The organism is Pseudotabrizicola sp. (assembly GCF_030656345.1).
Taxonomy (GTDB): Bacteria; Pseudomonadota; Alphaproteobacteria; order Rhodobacterales; family Rhodobacteraceae; genus Pseudotabrizicola.
The window spans coordinates 261,016-279,659 of sequence record NZ_JAUSNR010000019.1; the positions used below are offsets into that span (position 1 = coordinate 261,016).

Here is an 18,644-nt window from a genome sequence, read left to right on the forward strand (position 1 = left end):
TTCAGGAATCGCCATGGCAGCCCCAACAGCCCGAGACAGTGAAAAGTTTGTTTTGCGACTTCCGGACGGAATGCGTGATCGGATCAAGGCAGTTGCGGATCGAAACAACCGTTCAATGAATGCGGAAATCGTTGCCGGTCTTGAATATCTCTATCCTGCATCGGGGCCTGACCTGACCGCGTTTGCGGCCTTCATCCGAAGTGTAGCGCCGCACCTGATCACACCCGCCTATGCAGATCACTTAGCCTTCACGCTTAGCGAACGTGCGACGGAAATTATTGCCGAAGAATACAAAGCCGATAAGCGAATGAAGGTCGAAGAAAACGAAATCAAGCCTGCGAAGTCCTAAGCCTCGCCCTGCGCTGGCATCTCGCTCAGCCCGTTGCTGTCGATCGACCGCGCCGCCCGCTCCACCAGATCCGCGTTCTGCCGCAGGTATCGCGCCGCCGTCTCTGGCCCAAGGGCCACCACAACCCGCTCCAGGACGGTGCGGAACATCACATCCACCACAGTCAGGTAGTCAATGCCGTGATCGCGGGCCATCCTGACGGTCAGCTCCAGTGTTTGGACCTCCACCAGGTGGGGGCCGACAAGCGCCGTAGCGCCTTTCTCAGGGGTCTCTGCGGTCATCGGCTACGTCTCCCGGTCAAAAATCGGCGCAAGGCCATCCAGCGGCCCGATGCGGGCCGCTGCGTATGTTTGGGCGCTATCCGCGCCGCACCTTCTGAGGGCGCGCGCCAAATCGGCCCATAGAGCCATCGTGCCGCCCCTTGGCCAGCTGATCACCCACGACGACGCGCACCATCTCTTCGCCGTTGGGGCCGCGCTCACGCTCTTCCCGGACCGGCTGGCCCGAATTGTTGATCACGTTCACCACGGTCCCTGCACCCCCGCCGCCGCCACCGGCAGCCCGAACCCCCAGCTTGCCGCCGATCCGGGTCAGCGGCATGATCGCCTCTGGTCCTGCCTCGCCCATCAGGCCGGTGCCGCCGCGCATTGGGAACATGGTTGGGCTGCTGACCACGCCACCAGCGGCAAAGGGGATCACCCGGCCACCACCGAATGCGTTGCCGTTGGCATTGGCCAAAAGCGGGATAAACCCCTCGGCGCCGAACGTGCCAGGTAACAGCCGCGACAGCAGGCGGAAGCTGGATTCCTGCAGCGCCATGGACAGCAGCTTTTTGCCCAGACCCTCGATCACCTCCCCGGCCTTGCCGCCGCCCTCGACGATCGAATCAAACAGCGCCGTCATGCTGCCCTTGATCTGTCCCGCCACGCCCTGGGCAAACTTGTTGGCGCTCTCAAACTCTGACCGCAGGGTGGCGGCCTTGCGGTTGTAGGTCTCCTGGTCGATTGCCCCCTGCGCCATCAGCTCATTGAGCTTGGCCATCTGCGCCGCATAGCGCTCAGCTGCGGTGCGGGTTTCGTCAAAGATCTTCTTGCCCTCTTCCACGGCCTTGTTGACCGCGCTGCCACCGCCGCCGCCCCCTTTACCCCCGCCCGTCGCATTGGGCTTGCCAGGGTCGCCGGTCGTGATGTCCTTGAACGTGGTCGCCATCGCCTCTTCGGTTTTCGAAATGGCAAGCCCCGTCAAAGTCGCCTCCGCACGAAGGCGGCGCATGTCCAGAAGTCGCTCCTTGTTTTGCCTCATCGCTTCGTCAAGCACCTGCTGCGCCTGTCCATCCGGACGGCGCACACCTGCCAGTCTGTAAGCGGCCTCTGCCGCCGCATCGCCCGTGTAACCGCTGGGGCCGCTGCCGACCTCTTCGGCCACGCCAAGCGCCTTCTGATAGTCTTTACGAAATTTCCCCTCGTTCTCCCTCAGCTCTGCCGCCTGTGTCCGCCCGCGCGTCTTAAGCAGCTCTAGTTCGAGCGCCAGCAGCTGCTTGCGCGCGTCAAACTCCGCCTGCGAATTTGCGATGACCAGGCGGGCCGCCTCGGACGATGCGCCGCCCTGCGAATTTATGGTATCGACATAGGTGCGCTGCACCGCCTCGAGCGCAGACACAGCGCCATTGACGGCACCGATGGACCCTTCGGCCTGCTTCATGCCTGCCGCCATCTCAGCGGCCCCCTTACCCCCCGAGAACAGCAACGGCACCAGCGTGGCCATGCCCGCCGCGATAATGCCCACGGGTCCGCCAAAGGCTGCCCCGGCCATCGCTGCGCGGCCCAGGCCCGAGACCAGCGTGGCGGTCGCAGGCGCGCCGCCTGCTACCGCTCCGAACATCATCGCGGCTTCCCGTCCCACCTGCTGGAAGACGGGCGACAGGTTGCGCCCGCCCGCCGCAATCATCTGCATGGATCTGGCACCATCGCTACCGGCGGTGCGCAGCTCGCTGCGGAACTGGCTGCCGCCTACCACGGCCAGCCGAACAGAAACTTGGTCGCTCATTTTGTTGCAATCCTTTCAGAAGTTGCACGGCTGTAATGATTGTTGCAGTGTTGCACCCTTTGAAAAACCTGCAACAGTGAAGCAAACACGCTTTGCAGCACCGTATACAGATCGCCCCGGAAGGACCCGGAAAGGGGGGCACCTCGACCAGATGGCGCTTGGCCCAGGCCAGACCCGGGCAATCTGGGCAATAAGGGCAGCTGCGTCCCGGCTGCAGTCCCTATATTTTGTGCCAGTGTGGGCTTTACATCTATATATTGATTTTCTGATGATCTGGCAGGGAGGATAGGGAGGATGAATGCCAGATCAGGGAGGATCTTTTTCGAAAAGGCTGTTTCCACAACCTGTTGTTTCACAACAACAAACAACCCTTTCAGGGAGGATAGGGAGCATAGGGAGGATATTTTACAACTAACGCGTAAGAAGCTCTTTACCCCATGATCGCTGTCAGGCTGGCAGACTGCCACACTTCTGCGCGCGCGCGCGCCCGTGCATAGGTTGAAAAGATCCTCCCTATGCTCCCTATCCTCCCTGAGCCGCCGTAAGGCTTGGAAAGCATTGGCACAATTTCCCCCGCACCCCCGTGCAACATCCTCCCTGATCGAGGGTCTATCCTCCCTATCCTCCCTGCTTTCACCGAAAAACGGGTGAAGGGCGGGGGCAAGGCGGTGATCCTTGGCCGATCGGCGCGTCATACCTGCACCCCGACGCCGGCCAGCTCGCTCTGGCTCACCAGTCCAAGCCTGATCATTTCTCTGCCCATGGTTGGTTTGATGGCGCTGGGCGGGATAAATTTTCCCTTCCTTATTTTCTCAGCCCAAAACCTCGCCATGCCGTCGCCTTCGTCAGGCTCGCGCGCACCAGGTTCTCTTACAGGTTCTCTTACAGGTTTGTGTCCGGCGGGCCGGACACGGGATTCGGCCAAAATCGGACACGGGATTGCCCCTAAATCGGACACGGGATTGCTCGGCTTTCCGTGTCCGGTTTCCGGACACGGCTCATCTGAATTCAGAGGCATTTCCGCCTGATCCGAACCTTTAGCATCCTTCGATTTCAGAGCCTCAAAACCGTCCTCGAATGCGAACATGTATCGGGTCGGCTTCTGCTGCCGCGTCTTGGGGTCGATCTGCCGAACACGTCGGATCAAGCCTGCGGCCTCAAGGGCGGCAAGATGGACGTTCAACTGCGACCGCGACACTTCACAATCTGCGGTCAGCCGCCCCTGCGATGGAAAGCAGCCCAGGTCAGGGTTGTGACGGTCGGCAAGGTGGAACAGCACCAGCTTTGCACCAGCGGTCAGACCCATGCCAAGCCCGGCCCCAATGGCCCATGATGTGGCTTTGTGGCTCATGCCGCCACCCGCTCGCGCTTCCAATCGCGTGTAAGCCCTTGATACTTGGTAAGCCGGTTCGCCTCCACTTTTGTGGAGTTATCCAGCAATTTCAGGCGTTGCGGGGCTCCGTCTTGGGGCACCACGCGCATCCTCCGTTTCGTTTATTTGGCAGGTCACCACCTGCGGCGGGCAAGCTGCCCGCGCCGGTCAGTCCGGGCGGGGCTGGGTTGGGATCACCTCGGCGTCTTCTGCTGTCGATGCTTCAGGCGGCGGCTCTACAGGCTCTGGCTCGATGGGTGCGGGCTGGCCGACAATCAGCGGCAGCAGTTCGGTGCCCGTGGCGCTTGGGCCCGTCGTTTCGGGTGGTTCGCGCCAGCTGAGCGTGTCGAACCCGCCGCAATTGTCGCAGATCGGGTGCCAGGTTGCGTGGATGGCCTGACACTTGTCGCAGCACCATTGCGGGCCGCGCGGGGCGGTCAGGGCGCGGGTCAGCCAGCCACGGACGACGGAATCATCCTCACCCTCGCCTCGCGCAATGGCGGCCATGATGGCCAGCGACCTTTGCGTCGGATGGGTGGTGACGATGTCGCCAAGGTCGCGCCGGGCGGCAGGGAAATCTTCGGCGGACACGTGAAGCTCGGCCAACAAAAGCCGGGTCTGCTCATGGTCACGCTGAACATCGGTCAGCGCCCGGAACCGCTTGATCCGTTCGACCGGCGTTTCGGTCGGCTCAATCTCGGCAAAGGCGGCGGCCAGATCGGGGTGCGGATGCACCGACCACGCTTTTTTGAGCACACGGGTGGCACCCTTGCGGTCGCCCTTTGCCACCAGCCCGCGTGCCGCCATGGCGGCGGCGGGAATCAGGTCGGGGGACAGGCGGTTTGCTTCGATCGCGGCTTCGCGCGCCTCGATGCTGGCGGTGTCGTCGATCACGGTCTTCGCCTCTTGCAGGGCCAGAACGGCGTCGCGGCGGCGGTAGACATCGCGCGGCAATTCGCCGGCCTTCAGCTTGGCACCCAGCGTCAGGCGCGCACCCTTCCAGTCGGCGCTTTCGGCCTGCAGTTTCAGCAGGATATCCTGCGTTTCGGCATGGCGCGGCTTCATCGCAAAGGCCTTTTCGGCCAGCTTCAGCGCCATATCGGTATCACCCTCGGCCAGCTTCTGCTTCATCAGGCCCCGGACGCCGACAAAGCGGGTCTTGTCGTCGGACAGCAGCCGTTTGTAGGCATCGGAAGCGCGCTTGGTATCGCCCGAGGCTTCGGCCGATTGCGCCATCAGCAGAGTGGTCAGTTCCGGTTTGGCCAGATAGCGTTCGGCCCGCTGCGCCCGCGCCATGGCAACCCGGCCTTCGCCAGAAGCAAGGGCAAGAAAGCCTTCGGTCAGCGCCTGATAGCCCTTACGTTCCCGGTTGCGGTCGAAATAGCGCGAGATGGCGGTTTCGTCGCCGGACAAAAAGCGCAGGACGGCCACCAGAAAGCTGACAATCTTGAACACCACCCAAAGGGCAATGATCAGCACCAGCGTCAGGATGACCGACTGCAACGGCCCAAGGGTAAATTCCCAGCCCGCAACGGCGACCCGGATGCCGCCGCCGGTTTCCAGAAGCACACCTGCGCCAAAGGTCAGCGCCGCAATGAAACAGACAAACAGAACGACTTTCAGCAATGTCCAAAGCATCTGCTTATCCTATTCTTGCAAGGCGGCTGACAGCGACGCAACCGCTTCGAGCGCATCCAGACGCTGCTGCGCCAGTGCAGACCATTCCGCCATTTCGGCAAGCCCTTCCGGCGGCAGACCCTGCAATTCGCCAAGCGCCCGGGCAAGGTCGCCCGCGCCCACAGCGGCTTCGGCGCGGGACAGAACGGCATCGGGATCGGTGCCTTCGCGCGGGGTCAGCGAGCGTACCCCGGTTGTGGCCTGAAACAGGCTGCCAAGGCGTTCGGTCCACCCGTCGCCCATATCAGCGCGACGCGATGCGTCGAGTGCAGCACGGGCGGCAGGTGGAAAGCCATCCTCCAGCAGTTTGCGCGATGGCACGCCGGTTTCTGCAAGGCTGGTCAGGCTTTGCGGAACCTCAATGCCGGACAGATCTGCCAGGGCCCCGGAAAACGGCACGCCGCTTTCCACTGCTGCCTGCACGCGGCTGAGCGCTGCTGCGGTCACTGCGCGACCGGCTGTCGCCTCTGCCTCGGCGCGCAGGGCTGCCGCTTGGGCTTCTGCCTCGGCCAGACGCTCTTCGGTCTGGGCGGTCAACGCCTCCAGCTCTGCGGTCGAGCGGGCACCGGAGGCTTCAATCTCGGCGACCTGCGCACGCAGGGACTCGACCAAAGCCACCACCTCCTCTGCGGCACCTTCGCCCGACAGAGCTGCCGGGCGCGACTCGATGGCGGCAATGCGGCTTTCCAGCGTGGTCAGCGCGTCTGTCAGCGAAGACAGGTCCGGCTCTGGCGCAGCCTGTTCCGGCCGCGATTCCAGCGCGGCAATCCGGTCGGCATGGGTTGCGTCAGGGGCCGGCGCGGATTCAAGCACCTCCACCCGGCCCGCCAGCGCCTGCACATCGGCCTGCGTCGCCACGGGAGCGTCCGGGGTGCCCATGCCGGGAAAAGGCACAAAGATCGCCAGCGCATAACCGGCGGCGGCGGCAACCACCCCGCCCAAAGCGGTGCCCAGAAACCCGCTGCCGCCAGATTTTTCCGATGGCGCTGATGCGGATGGCGGCAATGGGGCCACGGCATCTGGCTCCGCAGGGCCCTGCAATTGCGGCACCACAGGTTCCTGATCCGGGGCGGTGCTTTCAGCGCGCTGCGGTTCTTCCATGGTCACAGGGTCCACAGCCTCCGCCACCGGCGACTCTACGATCTCTGCATCCGCCGGTTCGACAGGCTCTGCCGGTTTTACCAGATCCGCTTCTTCCGCTGGGTTTGAAGGAGGGCGTTTGGCCATTCTGACATTCCTGACTTTAACATTGAGAGAGCGTCGCCGGTGGACCCTTGGGTGCAATCCTAATCCTGCACCACTCCGGGCATCAAGCGGTGAAGATAAAACGATCCAGCGCCAAGAACAGTTCCGCCAGCGTGGGTGCTGCGGCGATGGCAAGATGACCGGCCTGGCAATCGGTGAAGGTTTCGGCCACTGCGGCGCTGAATGCAATGATGCGCAGCCGGGAAAGCACGGTTTCGTCCGGGATTTCCGATTGCAGGGCAGCGCGGAACAGCGTCGCAGTGCGGGGCGAAAACAGCGGCACAATCACTGGCCCGCCCGCAGACAGGACACGGACCGCGTCTTGCGACAGGGCGACCGGCTGCTGCACGTAGACAACCGCGTCATGGGCGCGCAGACCTGCGCCGGCCAGCCGCGCCACCAGATCGCCGCGCGTGTCCTGCCCCCGCAGGTGCAGGAACGGCGCGTGTTCCGGCTGGGTCCGCACCAGGTGAAACAGATCGCCGGCATCGCCTTTGGCGGAAATTGCCTGAAACCCCAGGTCTGTGGCCACTTCGGCGGTCCTGTCGCCCACGCAAAACGCTTGGGCTGGCAGCCCCGCAAGCGCCGCCGCCGCCCGTGCGCCGGTTTCAGATGTCAGCACAACCGACCGGAAGGACATGCCGCGCAGATCAGGCGTCAGGAAACTTGGCTCCAGCAGCGGCGTCAGCACCGGGTCAACCCGGTTGCCGTATCTGTCCCGCAGCGCAGAGGCGAAGCGGCTGGCCTGCGGCTCGGGTCGGGTGATCAACACTGGCAGGGCGCGGGATTGCGAGAGCATGCTTAGGGTGTTACCTGCTGATATGCCCTGGCGCAACGGCGGACCATGCACAAAAGCCTGACCTTCCTTGGAATCGAATCAAGCTGCGATGACTCGGCCGCCGCGATCGTGCGCTGCGGGGAAAGTACCGGGATTCTGTCTTCGGTGGTGGAGGGGCAGGTCAACCTGCATGCCGCGTTTGGTGGCGTGGTGCCCGAAATCGCCGCGCGGGCGCATGTCGAACGGCTCGATTTCTGTGTCGAACGCGCGATGGCCGAGGCGGGGGTCAGCTTTGCAGATCTTGACGGGATTGCGGTCACGGCTGGCCCCGGGCTGATCGGCGGGGTGTTGTCGGGCGTGATGCTGGCAAAGGGGTTATCAGCTGGCACAGGGTTGCCGCTGGTCGGGGTCAACCATCTGGCCGGCCATGCGCTGACGCCGCGCCTGACCGACGGTCTGGCCTTTCCCTATCTGATGCTGCTGGTGTCGGGTGGTCATTGCCAGTTCCTGATTGTGGGCGGGCCAGAGTCGTTTCGCCGCATCGGCGGCACCATCGACGACGCGCCGGGAGAGGCATTTGACAAGATCGCCAAACTGCTGGGCCTGCCGCAACCGGGCGGTCCGGCGGTGGAGGGACAGGCAGCAAAGGGCAATCCGGCGCGCTTTGTGATGCCGCGCCCGCTGCTGGACAGGCCGGGATGCGACATGTCTTTTTCGGGGCTGAAAACCGCCGTGCTGCGGGCACGCGACGGGGTGATCGCGCAAAAGGGCGGGTTAACGCTGGCCGACCGGCAGGACCTGTGCGCCGGTTTTCAGACCGCGATGACGGCGGTGTTGCACGAAAAGACCCGCCGCGCGCTGGAAGTCTATCTGGCCACAGGCCCGGCGGTTCCAGCCTTTGCCATTGCCGGTGGTGTCGCCGCAAATCAGCCCATTCGTGCCGCGTTAGAGACGCTTTGTGATGCAAAGGCGGTGCGGTTTCTCGCCCCGCCGTTGCGGCTGTGCACCGACAACGCGGCGATGATCGCCTTTGCGGGGATCGAACGGTTCCGGCTGGGCCACCGCGATGACATGACCCTGACCGCCCGACCGCGCTGGCCACTGGACCCGACCGCGCCGGCGATGATCGGCTCGGGCAAGAAGGGGGCCAAGGCATGACCGCACTCATTGGTCTTGCGGGTGCCGGTGCCTTTGGTGCGGCGCTGGCCATTGCGCTGGCAAAGCAGGGGCAAAACGTGCGGCTTTGGGCGCGGGACGCGACTGTTGTTGAAACGATGGCCCAAACCCGGCAAGTGCATCGCCTGCCGGGTGCCGCGCTACCCAAAACAGTGTCTGTGACAGCGGATATCGCCGATCTGGCGGACTGCCCGTCCGTGTTGCTGGCCGTACCGATGCAGCAGCTTTCCCGCTTTCTGACCCTGCACGGCAAGATGCTGGATGGCCGCGCGCTGGTTGCCTGCTGCAAGGGCATGGATCTGGCCACGCAAAAGGGCCCGACTGCCCTGATCGCCGATGCCTGTCCGCATGCCACGCCGATGATCCTGACAGGCCCCAGTTTTGCTACCGATATCGCAAAGGGCCTTGCCACCGCCCTGACCTTGGCCAGCACCGACGACGCGGCCAGCCAGCATATGCAGGGCGTGCTGTCCGGCCCCATTCTGCGGATCTATCGCAATTCGGATGTTGTCGGTGCCGAACTGGGTGGTGCGTTAAAGAATGTGATCGCGATTGCCGCCGGAATCGTCATGGGTGCTGGCCTGGGCGAAAGCGCCCGGGCCGCCCTGATGGCGCGCGGCTTTGCCGAAATGGTGCGCTTTTCGGTCCGGCTGGGCGCGCGGCCAGACACCCTGATGGGGCTGTCTGGTCTGGGTGATCTGGTGCTGACCTGTACCTCGGCCCAGTCGCGCAACTATTCCCATGGGCTGGCCCTCGGGCGCGGTGACCGCACCGATCCTGCGGTCACGGTCGAAGGCGTGGCCACATCGCAGGCCGTTCTGCGCCAGACGCTGGCCCTTGGCCTGTCGGATGATATGCCCGTCACCACCATGGTGGCAGAGGTGACAGCCGGAACCATAACCATTCCCCGTGCCATTCAGGCCCTGATGTCCCGCCCGCTGAAAGAGGAGTAACCCATGCGCGTCGCCCTGATCTGCATCGACAAGCCCGACCATCTGCAAACCCGCACCGACAATCGCGCGGCCCATCTGGAGCATATCACCGCCAGCGGCATTGTTGAAATGGCCGGTCCGTTTCTGGATGCCGAAGGCCGCATGACCGGCAGTCTGGTGATCCTGAGCGTCGACACCATGGATCAGGCGCAAGCCTGGGCAGAGGCGGACCCCTATGCACGCGCCGGGCTGTTCCAGAGCGTGTCGATCCGCGAATGGAAAAAGGTGATCGGATGAATTTCTGGCTGTTCAAGTCAGAGCCTGATGCCTGGAGCTGGGATCAGCAGGTCGCCCGCGGCGAGGCGGGTGAGGAATGGGGCGGGGTCAGAAATTATCAGGCCCGCAACAACATGCGCGCGATGAAGGTGGGTGACCGCGGGTTTTTCTATCACTCCAATATCGGCAAAGAGATTGTCGGCATTGTCGAGGTGATCCGGACAAGCGCGCCGGACAGCACCACCGATGACCCGCGATGGGATTGCGTGGTGATAAAGGCGGTTCAGTCCGTGAAGCGGCCGGTTTCGCTGGACGATTGCAAGGCCGCCCCCGGGTTGGAAAACATGGCGCTGGTCAAAAGCACCCGCCTGTCGGTGCAGCCGGTGACCGAGAAGGAATGGGCAATCGTCTGCGACATGGCACAGACGAAACCCGACTGACACCGGCAGCGCGTCTTATCGCGGGATGAGACTATGAAAACGGAGGGTCCAATGCATCAAAGGACCCTCCATCCACCCCACGTGTCCCCTAGCACCACACGTGTTCCGAAAAAGGGTCCGAGGCATCCTGCCTGTCACCTTTGACGCTAGGCGATTTCGGGGCAATTGCGCAAGCGCAGTACGTGTAAAACTGTCCGGGCTTAGGAATTTTTTCAGATTGTCTTTTGCGAATCATCTGTTGCCCAGACAAGAGACCGGCCAGTCTATTTGTAGGCGGCTTCTTTGCCGAAATGCTTGACCAGCATATAATAGACAACGGCGCGGTATTTGCTGCGGTTTGATCTGCCATAGGTATCAATCACGGCATTGAGCGCTTCCATCAGCTTTGGCCCATCCTCAAGTCCAAGCTTTTTCATCAGGAAGTTCTTCCTGATGGTTTCAAGCTCTGCCGGGTCCGTGCCCGCGACGGTCGAGGCATCCTCGCTGTAAATCGCCGGACCACAGCCAATTGTGACTTTGGTCAGCAATGCCATATCCGGCGTCATGTTGCATTTTGTGGAAAGTTCTTCCGCATATTTCGCGATCAATTCGTCACGTTTGCTCATGCTTTTTGTCCCTGTCGGTCCTGGTTCCACCCTGCCAGAGCGTAGCTCCGCGCTGGCAGGGCAAACTTTAGCCAGAAAAGGCGTTTTCGACCAAGGGAAAAGTCACAGCGACCGGCATGCGGCGCCGGGCGCGGAATTTGCAGCGGATGCCGCCCCAATGGGGCGGCATGCTGTGTCGGCTTGGTTCAGTAGCGGTAGTGATCAGACTTGAACGGGCCATCAACCGAAACGCCGATATAATCCGCCTGATCGCGGCGCAGTTCTGTCAATTTCACGCCGATTTTTTTCAGATGCAGGCGCGCCACTTTTTCGTCCAGCGCCTTGGGCAGAATATAGACGCCGGGTTTGTAATCTTCCCCCTTGGTCCACAATTCAATCTGCGCCAGCACCTGATTGGTGAAAGAGGCCGACATCACAAAAGACGGGTGGCCGGTGGCATTGCCAAGGTTCAGCAGGCGACCTTCGGACAGCAGAATGATGCGATTGCCATTCGGCATTTCGATCATGTCGACCTGTTCCTTGATATTGGTCCATTTGTGGTTTTTCAGGGCGGCGACCTGAATTTCATTGTCGAAATGGCCAATATTGCCGACAATCGCCATATCCTTCATCTCACGGATATGTTCGATGCGGATCACGTCCTTGTTGCCGGTGGTGGTGATGAAGATATCGGCGCTTGCCACCACATCTTCCAGCAGCACCACCTCAAACCCGTCCATCGCGGCCTGCAGCGCGCAGATCGGGTCTACTTCCGTGACCTTGACGCGCGCACCGGCCCCCTGAAGCGACGCGGCCGAACCTTTGCCCACATCGCCGTAACCGCAGACGACCGCGACCTTGCCGGCCATCATCGTGTCGGTCGCGCGGCGGATGCCATCGACCAGCGATTCCTTGCAGCCGTATTTGTTGTCGAACTTCGACTTGGTAACAGAGTCGTTGACGTTGATCGCCGGGAAGGGCAGCGCGCCCTTTTTATGCAGATCATACAAGCGGTGAACGCCGGTGGTGGTTTCCTCGGACACGCCCTTGATCGCCGCCTTGGTCTTGGTGAACCAGCCGGGGCTTTCTTTCATGCGCTTGTGGATCTGCGCCTTGATCACCTCTTCCTCCTCCGAGGCGGGGACGGCCAGAATCTCCTCACCCGCTTCGGCGCGGGCCCCGAGCAGCACGTACAGCGTGGCATCGCCGCCATCGTCGAGGATCATGTTCGCGCCTTCGGGGAACATGAAGGACCGGTCCAGATAATCCCAATGTTCGGTCAGGGTCTGGCCCTTGATGGCGAACACCGGCGTGCCGCCTGCGGCAATCGCGGCGGCGGCGTGATCCTGCGTCGAAAAGATGTTGCACGACGCCCAGCGCACATCCGCGCCCAGCGCGGTCAGGGTTTCGATCAGAACGGCGGTCTGGATCGTCATATGCAGCGATCCGACGATGCGTGCACCTTTCAGCGGCTGGCTGGCCCCGAACTCTTCGCGGCAGGCCACCAGACCAGGCATCTCGGTTTCTGCGATGGTCAGCTCTTTGCGCCCGAATTCGGCAAGTGAGATGTCCTTTACGATGTAGTCAACCATGTTCAAAAACTCCTGTCATTTGAACGTGGCCTTATCATCGAAGCCTTGCTGAAACAACGCGGCAAAACAGACAATGCTGCGGATGCGCGCCCCGGATCAGCTCAGCGGATGGTCCTGCACCACGTCTTGCGCGGTCATGCCCTCGGTCCAGCCGAAACCCGAGGACAGGATGCAGGCCAGCCCGGCGTTTTCGACATGAAGAACAGTCCAAGTGCCCATCAGATCAGAGGTCCAGACTTCGATGGTCACATCCTGATCCTGCGCCCATGACGCCTCTAGCGTTTCAGCGAAATCATGCGAAAGATCCTCGGTGATCTGCTCACGGGCGTCGCACAGCGGGTCTTGCAGCGTTTCGGGAAGCGACGCGGCGAAATCCTGTACGGAGAGATTTGACGCGGAAGCAAAGCCGGTGACCGCCGGGGCGGGGTCGGCCTGAAAATTCGCCTCAACGCGCTCTATCGCACCGGAATACCCAAGCGCAACGGCGGACAGGGCCAGAAATGGGAGCGGATTGAACATGTGTCTCTTCCGTTTTCCTTTAAACAATCACAAACAAAACGGCGCCGGTCCGGAAAAGTTCCGCAAACGGGCTTTGAATGAATTTGATCCGGCACCGATGCTGCGTTACCAACCGGGTGAAATTGTCTCTGGAGACTAACTTTGGCGAAGCCCAAACGCGCGTGGCAAAGAATGCTGTCCGGCCGGCGGCTGGATCTTCTGGACCCTACCCCGGTGGATATCGAAATTGAGGATATTGCCCACGGACTGGCCTTTGTGGCCCGGTGGAACGGCCAGACCCATGGCGACTGGCCCTATTCGGTTGCCGAGCATTCACTTTTGGTTGAGACGATCCTTTGCCGCCAGCAACCGGGCGTTTTGCCAAAGTGGAAGCTTGCGGCTTTGCTGCATGATGCGCCGGAATATGTGATCGGGGATATGATTTCGCCGGTCAAATCCGCTGTCGGCCCAGAATATGGCGCGCTGGATGAACGGCTGACCGCAGCCATTCATCTGCGATTCGGTCTGCCGGCGATTTTGCCCGCAGCGGTGAAGGCGCAGATCAAATCCGCTGACCGCATTTCTGCCTGGATGGAGGCTGTGTTGATCGCGGGGTTTTCAGAACCGGAAGCCAACAAGCTTTTTGGCAGGCCCGATGCCGCACTTATCGCGGGCCTTACGGTGCAGCCGCGCTCCCCGGCGATGGTGCGTGGCGATTTCATCAAACGCCACGCGGACCTGATCGCCGAGCTTGGGTGACGGATCAGAAAAAAAATGCCATCCCGAGGATGGCATTTGCAGATCAGATTGCCAGATCGTCCGGCTTTTTGCCCGCTTTCAGCGCCGCTTCAAACCAGCGCGGCTTGCGCCCGCGACCCGACCATGTGTCAGACGCATCGGCCGGATTTGCGTATTTGGCGACAGCAGGCGACCGTTTGCGCGTTGGGGTCAGGCCCGTAAGTTCGGCCAGTGAAAAACCCATGGCGCGCGCCCTTTCGTCCAGCTCTGCCAAAGCCTCTTTCTTCTTGCGGTCTTCATAACCGTTAATCGCTTTTGCAACCTGAGCCTGAAGTTCCTTCAGCTCTTTAAGCGACATTCCATTCAGATCAATGTCCATCATTGGTACCCTTACATGAATTCTTCATTCTCTGATTAGTCGCAAACCAATCGCTCTTCAAGCAAGGTGGCAAGATTATTTCGGTCCGCGCTTAGCAAGGATCCGCTGAAGTGTCCTGCGATGCATCGACAGACGGCGCGCGGTTTCAGACACGTTGCGATCACACATTTCGTAAACGCGCTGAATATGTTCCCACCGCACCCGGTCTGCAGACATTGGGTTTTCGGGTGGCGCAGGCATCGATTCACCTTTGCACAGAAGCGCATTGGTCACATCATTGGCATCGGCAGGCTTTGACAAATAATCGGTCGCGCCAATTTTCACCGCAGCAACCGCCGTTGCGATTGCGCCATATCCCGTCAGCACCACAATACGGCAATCGGGCCGCCTTTCGCGCAGCGCCTCGACAACATCCAGCCCGTTGCCGTCTTCCAGCCGCAGATCCACCACGGCATAGGCCGGGGGGCGCGACTGGGCGATGGCCTTTCCGGCCGCGACGCTTTCCGCCGTTTCGGGAATGAACCCCCGACGCTCCATCGCGCGGGCAAGGCGTTTGACAAACGGCTCATCGTCATCGACCAGAAGCAGAGTACGATCCGGACCCAGATCTGCGGTGATGTCCTCAGCCATTTGTTTCTCCCTGCTCTTTCTGTCTTTATGCTTGGAAAGATAGCCTGTCTGGCCCCGCCGTCAATTTATCTGCTCGCCTGCGACACAGGCGCATTTGAGACAAAGCAGGCCACCCGGTCCGCCATTTGAACCGCCGTATCTTCGCGACGGAAGAAATCGACAAAACCGACGCCCGGCAAGGTCAGGTAGGTAAAGGTGGAGTGGTCCACCAGATAGTAGTCCGGGTCGCCGCCATCCTGCTTGCGGTAAAACGTTTTATAGGCCTGTGACGCCGCCCTGACCTGATCGGCCGATCCGGTCAGCCCGATCATGTTCGGGTGAAGGTAGTCGGTAAATTCCGCCAGAACCTCGGGCGTGTCACGTTCGGGATCGATCGAGATGAAAACCGGCGTTACGTCGAACCCCTGTTCTTCCAGAATATCCACGGCTTCGGCATTGCGGGCGGCGTCAATCGGGCAGACGTCCGGGCAGAACGTATAGCCAAAGTAGATCAGCGACGGCTTGGCCAGCACATCGGCATCTGTCACCGTCGCCCCGGTTTCATCGACAAGCGTGAAGGGACCGCCAATATCGCCGCCACCGATCTGACCGCCCCGGCATTGCGCAAAGGCATCGTCACCGTTCTGAAGAAAGATATACAGGGCGGTTCCGCCCAAAAGCCCCGCAACGGCGGCCGCAGCGATGGCCGCATACATCTTTGTCATTTCCAGCACCCCACCTGCGCAATCACCGCATTGATCCTTGCCCTTTGCGGGCCTAACACTTGCGTTCCTAATGTCTTTGAACAAGGGATGCCATGCTTTCCCAAGGTGCCGGCCCGTTTTCCCGCGATACGCGCAGCGACTGGGTCCGGTTGCGCACCCTTATTTTACTGCGCTGGATGGCGATTGTCGGACAACTTGCCGCAATCACCGTGGCCGACCGCTACTACAACATGCAGCTGCCGCTGGGGCTTTGCTATCTTGCGGTGGGCGCGTCGGTTACGGCCAATCTGGTGTCTGCCTTCGTCTTCCCCGAAAGCAAGCGCCTGTCAGAAACCGAGGCGATGCTGACGCTTCTGTTTGATTTGTCGCAGCTTTCCTTCCTTTTGTATCTGACCGGCGGGCTGGCGAACCCGTTTGCCCTGCTGATCCTTGCGCCGGTCACGATTTCAGCCTCGGCGCTGGAACTACGCACGACGCTGTTTCTGGGCAGCCTGTCGATCATTTTCATCACCCTGATCGCCTTTGTCCACGTGCCGCTGCTGTATGCCGACGGGTCGGCACTGACGGTTCCGGTGTTGTTCGGATTTGGGTTCTGGCTGTCGATCGTGATCGGGATTCTGTTTCTGGGCCTGTATTCGCGCCGGGTGGCGACAGAGATCCGGTCGATGTCAGATGCCCTGCTTGCCACCCAGATGGCCCTGGCACGGGAACAGAAGCTGACCGACCTTGGCGGCGTGGTGGCCGCTGCCGCACATGAGCTTGGCACACCGCTGGCCACCATAAAGCTGGTGTCTGCCGAGATGATCGACGCACTGGAGGATCAGCCAGAGCTGCAGGACGATGCGCGCCTGATCCGCGATCAGGCCAACCGCTGCCGCGACATCCTGCATTCGATGGGTCGCGCCGGGAAAGACGATCTGCACATGCGCACGGTGCCGCTGTCGATGCTGGTGAGCGAGGCGGCAGAGCCGCATCAGCACCGCGGCAAGCGACTGGATCTGACCTTTCGGCCGGGCGAGGGGGCGGCGGAGCGGCAGCCGAACGTCCGGCGCCGGCCCGAGGTTATTCACGGTCTGCGCAATCTTATACAAAACGCCGTAGATTTTGCGCAAACGACCGCCTGGGTTCACGGAGAATGGACCGGAACAAAGTTGACGATTCGCATTATGGATGACGGAGAGGGATTTCCTTCGCATGTTATCGGTCGGATCGGTGATCCCTTTGTCCGCAGTCGAAGATCTTCGCAAGATCTTGCGCGGCGACCAGAGTATGAAGGGATGGGACTCGGATTGTTCATTGCCAAAACTCTGTTGGAGCGGACCGGGGCGGAATTGACCTTTGCAAATGGCTCGGACCCGTTTCTGAGCCGCGAAGAACGCCCCCAGCGCAGCGGAGCGATTGTCGAGGTCAGTTGGCCCTTGGACCGTCTTGTTCAGAACGGCGATCATGGGCTGGGGCCGAACGAACCGATTGAAACGTAAAATGCACTGTGATCTGTCAGCCACAGATCGGTACCAAACCATAGATACATGGTTAACTTTTCGTTAACAAACTACCGTATAAGTTGTGAGTGGAATGCTGGTAATGGAATCTTTATGGAAACGCATTTCGTCTTAGGTGTCGGAATGGGATTGGCAGCAATTCTGTCCGCATTGGGCAGCATCCTGTTGCTGTCTGCGTTTCACGGAAACAGAACCCCGGTCCGCAGCAGTATTTTTGACGAACGTCAAAAGGGCACACTGTTTCTGTTCGACGGCGAGGCGCTGATCGATTGCACGCCGGGCGGGCGGGCCGTTATATCAGCTTCGGCAGTGCCGGGGTCGGATTGGGCCAAGCTTCTGGTGCATCTTTCCGTGCAGTTTCCAGAGATTGACCAACATCTTGCCAAACTGCCGACCGAAGGCGCGGTCAGCCTTTCTGCCGAAGATGCGTCGGGTCAGACCATCCTTTTGCTTGCTGAATATCGCGGCGGGCTGACCCATATCACCCTGATAGACCCGGAATCGCGCGGCGCGTCCTTTGGGTATGATCTGCTTGCCCAACGCTCGATGAGCGATGATCTGGCGTTTTTGCGATCGATGGTGTCGCACGCTCCGTTTCTGGCCTGGCGAGAAAAGGAAAACGGCGATGTGATCTGGGCAAACACCGCCTATCTGCTGCGTGCGGGCGATCTGCTGCCTGTGGGGCAAGATCTGACATGGCCGCTGCCAAAGCTGTTTGACCGGACCGCGATTTTGCAGGGCGTCAGCGGGCAACGCCAGAAACTGCGTTTTCCCGATGGCAGGGTGCAGTGGTTCGAGCTTGTCAGCATGCCAGACGGCGACGGGCGCAGAATTTACGCCCTGCCCGCAGATTCGGCGGTAATGGCAGAAACCACCCTGCGCGATTTCATGCAGACCCTGACAAAGACCTTTGCGCACCTGCCCATCGGACTGGCGATCTTTGACAGCAGGCGTCAGCTGCAGCTGTTCAATCCCGCACTGCTGGATCTGACCGGACTGCCGCCGGATTTCCTGTCCCTGCGGCCGTCGCTTCTGTCTGTCCTTGATGCCCTGCGCGATCGCAGCATGGTTCCCGAGCCCAAGGATTATCACGACTGGCGCAGCCAGATCACCGATATCGAACGCGCCGCAGCCTCTGGCGTGTATGAGGAAACCTGGAACTTGCCGGGCGGCCAGACCTACAAGGTCGTCGGGCGACCGCATCCGAACGGTGCGCTTGCGCTGATGATCGAAGATATCTCGACCGAAATCACCCGCACCCGCCGCTATCGTGCAGATATGGAACTGGGGCAGTCTGTCATCGACTCGATGGATGAAGCAATCGCCGTGTTTTCCGAAACCGGGCTGCTGGTGATGACCAACACCCGCTATGCGAAACTGTGGGAACATGACCCGACTGACAGTCTTGCCAGTGTCGGCATAACATCTTTGACCCGCCATTGGCGCAGCAAATCTGCCCCCAACGCGCTGTGGGCAGAGGCCGAGGAATTTGTCTGCACCGTGGGGGATCGTGAAACATGGTCTGCCGATCTGCGGATGCTGGACGGGCGGCTGATCACCTGCCGCCTGAGCCCGCTGACTGGCGGGGCGACGCTGGTCGGCTTCCGGCTTGCGTCCGGCGCGGCGGATGCCCTTGCGGATATTGCCGATGCCGAGCCGGATAATACGCCGGAAAGACGCTCTGCCTGAACAGACCGGCTTGCGGCTGCGCGGCGGAGACGTAAAA

The 18,644-nt window shown here is 61.2% G+C and carries 20 protein-coding genes; 8 read left to right on the forward strand and 12 right to left on the reverse strand.

The window, feature by feature from the left end:
- Positions 1-13: 13 nt before the first annotated feature.
- Complete coding sequence (locus tag Q7J44_RS11570; protein WP_304879999.1) at positions 14-349, forward strand: Arc family DNA-binding protein; 336 nt, start codon at positions 14-16, stop codon at positions 347-349.
- Here the strand turns inward: Q7J44_RS11570 and Q7J44_RS11575 are convergent.
- The 6 genes from Q7J44_RS11575 to Q7J44_RS11605 all read right to left on the reverse strand — a co-directional run bounded on the left by Q7J44_RS11575 (position 346) and on the right by Q7J44_RS11605 (position 7,488).
- Entirely contained in the window at positions 346-630 is a 285-nt protein-coding gene (locus tag Q7J44_RS11575; RefSeq protein WP_304880001.1) for a hypothetical protein, read from the reverse strand. The genes Q7J44_RS11570 and Q7J44_RS11575 overlap by 4 nt on opposite strands.
- Before the next feature lie 76 nt (positions 631-706).
- Positions 707-2,395: a phage tail tape measure protein gene (locus Q7J44_RS23310; RefSeq protein WP_370693001.1), complete on the reverse strand. Its 1,689-nt coding sequence runs from the start codon at positions 2,393-2,395 to the stop codon at positions 707-709.
- 691 nt (positions 2,396-3,086) lie between these two features.
- Positions 3,087-3,746 (reverse strand): helix-turn-helix domain-containing protein, encoded by a 660-nt coding sequence (locus Q7J44_RS11590; protein WP_304880003.1) that lies wholly within the window; start codon positions 3,744-3,746, stop codon positions 3,087-3,089.
- A 189-nt stretch (positions 3,747-3,935) separates the two neighbouring features.
- Positions 3,936-5,405, reverse strand: a complete 1,470-nt coding sequence (locus Q7J44_RS11595; RefSeq protein WP_304880005.1) for a heme biosynthesis protein HemY — start codon at positions 5,403-5,405, stop codon at positions 3,936-3,938.
- Positions 5,406-5,414: 9 nt separating this feature from the next.
- On the reverse strand, positions 5,415-6,671 hold the full coding sequence (locus tag Q7J44_RS11600; RefSeq protein WP_304880007.1) for a hypothetical protein: 1,257 nt from the start codon (positions 6,669-6,671) through the stop codon (positions 5,415-5,417).
- 82 nt (positions 6,672-6,753) lie between these two features.
- Positions 6,754-7,488 carry a uroporphyrinogen-III synthase gene (locus tag Q7J44_RS11605; RefSeq protein ID WP_304880009.1) on the reverse strand — a complete coding sequence of 245 codons (735 nt, stop codon included), beginning with the start codon at positions 7,486-7,488 and terminating at the stop codon, positions 6,754-6,756.
- Between the two features lie 45 nt (positions 7,489-7,533).
- Here Q7J44_RS11605 and tsaD point away from each other — a divergent pair, with 45 nt between their 5' ends.
- The 4 genes from tsaD to Q7J44_RS11625 are packed head-to-tail and all read left to right on the forward strand — an operon-like array spanning position 7,534 to position 10,291.
- The gene (gene tsaD / locus Q7J44_RS11610; RefSeq protein ID WP_304880010.1) at positions 7,534-8,625 is read left to right on the forward strand and encodes a tRNA (adenosine(37)-N6)-threonylcarbamoyltransferase complex transferase subunit TsaD; all 1,092 of its coding nucleotides are present in this window, start codon (positions 7,534-7,536) and stop codon (positions 8,623-8,625) included.
- Positions 8,622-9,596, forward strand: a complete 975-nt coding sequence (locus Q7J44_RS11615; RefSeq protein WP_304880012.1) for an NAD(P)H-dependent glycerol-3-phosphate dehydrogenase — start codon at positions 8,622-8,624, stop codon at positions 9,594-9,596. The genes tsaD and Q7J44_RS11615 overlap by 4 nt, the downstream gene beginning before the upstream one ends.
- Before the next feature lie 3 nt (positions 9,597-9,599).
- Positions 9,600-9,872, forward strand: coding sequence for a YciI family protein (locus tag Q7J44_RS11620; RefSeq protein ID WP_304880015.1), 273 nt, complete (start codon positions 9,600-9,602; stop codon positions 9,870-9,872).
- A complete protein-coding gene (locus tag Q7J44_RS11625; RefSeq protein ID WP_304880017.1) occupies positions 9,869-10,291 on the forward strand; it encodes an EVE domain-containing protein in 423 nt (140 codons plus the stop codon). Before Q7J44_RS11620 ends, Q7J44_RS11625 begins: the two co-directional genes overlap by 4 nt.
- A 263-nt stretch (positions 10,292-10,554) precedes the next feature.
- Here the strand turns inward: Q7J44_RS11625 and Q7J44_RS11630 are convergent, their stop codons facing one another.
- The 3 genes from Q7J44_RS11630 to Q7J44_RS11640 all read right to left on the reverse strand — a co-directional run bounded on the left by Q7J44_RS11630 (position 10,555) and on the right by Q7J44_RS11640 (position 12,986).
- The gene (locus tag Q7J44_RS11630) at positions 10,555-10,896 is read right to left on the reverse strand and encodes a DUF2853 family protein (protein ID WP_304880019.1); all 342 of its coding nucleotides are present in this window, start codon (positions 10,894-10,896) and stop codon (positions 10,555-10,557) included.
- Positions 10,897-11,081: 185 nt separating this feature from the next.
- Positions 11,082-12,467: an adenosylhomocysteinase gene (gene ahcY, locus Q7J44_RS11635; protein WP_304880021.1), complete on the reverse strand. Its 1,386-nt coding sequence runs from the start codon at positions 12,465-12,467 to the stop codon at positions 11,082-11,084.
- 96 nt (positions 12,468-12,563) lie between these two features.
- Positions 12,564-12,986 (reverse strand): hypothetical protein, encoded by a 423-nt coding sequence (locus Q7J44_RS11640; protein WP_304880023.1) that lies wholly within the window; start codon positions 12,984-12,986, stop codon positions 12,564-12,566.
- A gap of 141 nt (positions 12,987-13,127) precedes the next feature.
- Here Q7J44_RS11640 and Q7J44_RS11645 point away from each other — a divergent pair, with 141 nt between their 5' ends.
- On the forward strand, positions 13,128-13,724 hold the full coding sequence (locus Q7J44_RS11645; protein WP_304880025.1) for an HD family hydrolase: 597 nt from the start codon (positions 13,128-13,130) through the stop codon (positions 13,722-13,724).
- A gap of 43 nt (positions 13,725-13,767) precedes the next feature.
- On the opposite strand, the gene Q7J44_RS11650 is transcribed toward Q7J44_RS11645, so the two are convergent.
- The 3 genes from Q7J44_RS11650 to Q7J44_RS11660 all read right to left on the reverse strand — a co-directional run bounded on the left by Q7J44_RS11650 (position 13,768) and on the right by Q7J44_RS11660 (position 15,416).
- On the reverse strand, positions 13,768-14,082 hold the full coding sequence (locus Q7J44_RS11650) for an H-NS histone family protein (RefSeq protein WP_304880027.1): 315 nt from the start codon (positions 14,080-14,082) through the stop codon (positions 13,768-13,770).
- 75 nt (positions 14,083-14,157) lie between these two features.
- Positions 14,158-14,712: an ActR/PrrA/RegA family redox response regulator transcription factor gene (locus tag Q7J44_RS11655; RefSeq protein WP_304880029.1), complete on the reverse strand. Its 555-nt coding sequence runs from the start codon at positions 14,710-14,712 to the stop codon at positions 14,158-14,160.
- Positions 14,713-14,777: 65 nt separating this feature from the next.
- Positions 14,778-15,416, reverse strand: a complete 639-nt coding sequence (locus Q7J44_RS11660; RefSeq protein ID WP_304880030.1) for an SCO family protein — start codon at positions 15,414-15,416, stop codon at positions 14,778-14,780.
- Between the two features lie 92 nt (positions 15,417-15,508).
- Here Q7J44_RS11660 and regB point away from each other — a divergent pair, with 92 nt between their 5' ends.
- Both regB and Q7J44_RS11670 read left to right on the forward strand, forming a co-directional pair.
- Entirely contained in the window at positions 15,509-16,897 is a 1,389-nt protein-coding gene (regB, locus tag Q7J44_RS11665; RefSeq protein WP_304880032.1) for a sensor histidine kinase RegB, read from the forward strand.
- A 144-nt stretch (positions 16,898-17,041) separates the two neighbouring features.
- A complete protein-coding gene (locus Q7J44_RS11670; protein WP_304880034.1) occupies positions 17,042-18,607 on the forward strand; it encodes a PAS-domain containing protein in 1,566 nt (521 codons plus the stop codon).
- Positions 18,608-18,644: the final 37 nt, after the last annotated feature.

What these genes read in the sequence shown, in the direction of transcription:
- Q7J44_RS11575 (WP_304880001.1), bottom strand. Translation starts at nt 630, where the DNA reads ATGACCGCAGAGACCCCTGAGAAAGGCGCTACGGCGCTTGTCGGCCCC.
- Q7J44_RS11660 (WP_304880030.1), bottom strand. Translation starts at nt 15,416, where the DNA reads ATGACAAAGATGTATGCGGCCATCGCTGCGGCCGCCGTTGCGGGGCTT.
- Q7J44_RS11570 (WP_304879999.1), top strand. Translation starts at nt 14, where the DNA reads ATGGCAGCCCCAACAGCCCGAGACAGTGAAAAGTTTGTTTTGCGACTT.
- Q7J44_RS11615 (WP_304880012.1), top strand. Translation starts at nt 8,622, where the DNA reads ATGACCGCACTCATTGGTCTTGCGGGTGCCGGTGCCTTTGGTGCGGCG.
- Q7J44_RS11655 (WP_304880029.1), bottom strand. Translation starts at nt 14,712, where the DNA reads ATGGCTGAGGACATCACCGCAGATCTGGGTCCGGATCGTACTCTGCTT.
- ahcY (WP_304880021.1), bottom strand. Translation starts at nt 12,467, where the DNA reads ATGGTTGACTACATCGTAAAGGACATCTCACTTGCCGAATTCGGGCGC.
- Q7J44_RS11640 (WP_304880023.1), bottom strand. Translation starts at nt 12,986, where the DNA reads ATGTTCAATCCGCTCCCATTTCTGGCCCTGTCCGCCGTTGCGCTTGGG.
- Q7J44_RS11670 (WP_304880034.1), top strand. Translation starts at nt 17,042, where the DNA reads ATGGGATTGGCAGCAATTCTGTCCGCATTGGGCAGCATCCTGTTGCTG.
- Q7J44_RS11630 (WP_304880019.1), bottom strand. Translation starts at nt 10,896, where the DNA reads ATGAGCAAACGTGACGAATTGATCGCGAAATATGCGGAAGAACTTTCC.
- Q7J44_RS11620 (WP_304880015.1), top strand. Translation starts at nt 9,600, where the DNA reads ATGCGCGTCGCCCTGATCTGCATCGACAAGCCCGACCATCTGCAAACC.
- tsaD (WP_304880010.1), top strand. Translation starts at nt 7,534, where the DNA reads ATGCACAAAAGCCTGACCTTCCTTGGAATCGAATCAAGCTGCGATGAC.
- Q7J44_RS11595 (WP_304880005.1), bottom strand. Translation starts at nt 5,405, where the DNA reads ATGCTTTGGACATTGCTGAAAGTCGTTCTGTTTGTCTGTTTCATTGCG.
- Q7J44_RS11605 (WP_304880009.1), bottom strand. Translation starts at nt 7,488, where the DNA reads ATGCTCTCGCAATCCCGCGCCCTGCCAGTGTTGATCACCCGACCCGAG.
- Q7J44_RS11625 (WP_304880017.1), top strand. Translation starts at nt 9,869, where the DNA reads ATGAATTTCTGGCTGTTCAAGTCAGAGCCTGATGCCTGGAGCTGGGAT.
- Q7J44_RS23310 (WP_370693001.1), bottom strand. Translation starts at nt 2,395, where the DNA reads ATGAGCGACCAAGTTTCTGTTCGGCTGGCCGTGGTAGGCGGCAGCCAG.
- Q7J44_RS11650 (WP_304880027.1), bottom strand. Translation starts at nt 14,082, where the DNA reads ATGGACATTGATCTGAATGGAATGTCGCTTAAAGAGCTGAAGGAACTT.
- regB (WP_304880032.1), top strand. Translation starts at nt 15,509, where the DNA reads ATGCTTTCCCAAGGTGCCGGCCCGTTTTCCCGCGATACGCGCAGCGAC.
- Q7J44_RS11590 (WP_304880003.1), bottom strand. Translation starts at nt 3,746, where the DNA reads ATGAGCCACAAAGCCACATCATGGGCCATTGGGGCCGGGCTTGGCATG.
- Q7J44_RS11600 (WP_304880007.1), bottom strand. Translation starts at nt 6,671, where the DNA reads ATGGCCAAACGCCCTCCTTCAAACCCAGCGGAAGAAGCGGATCTGGTA.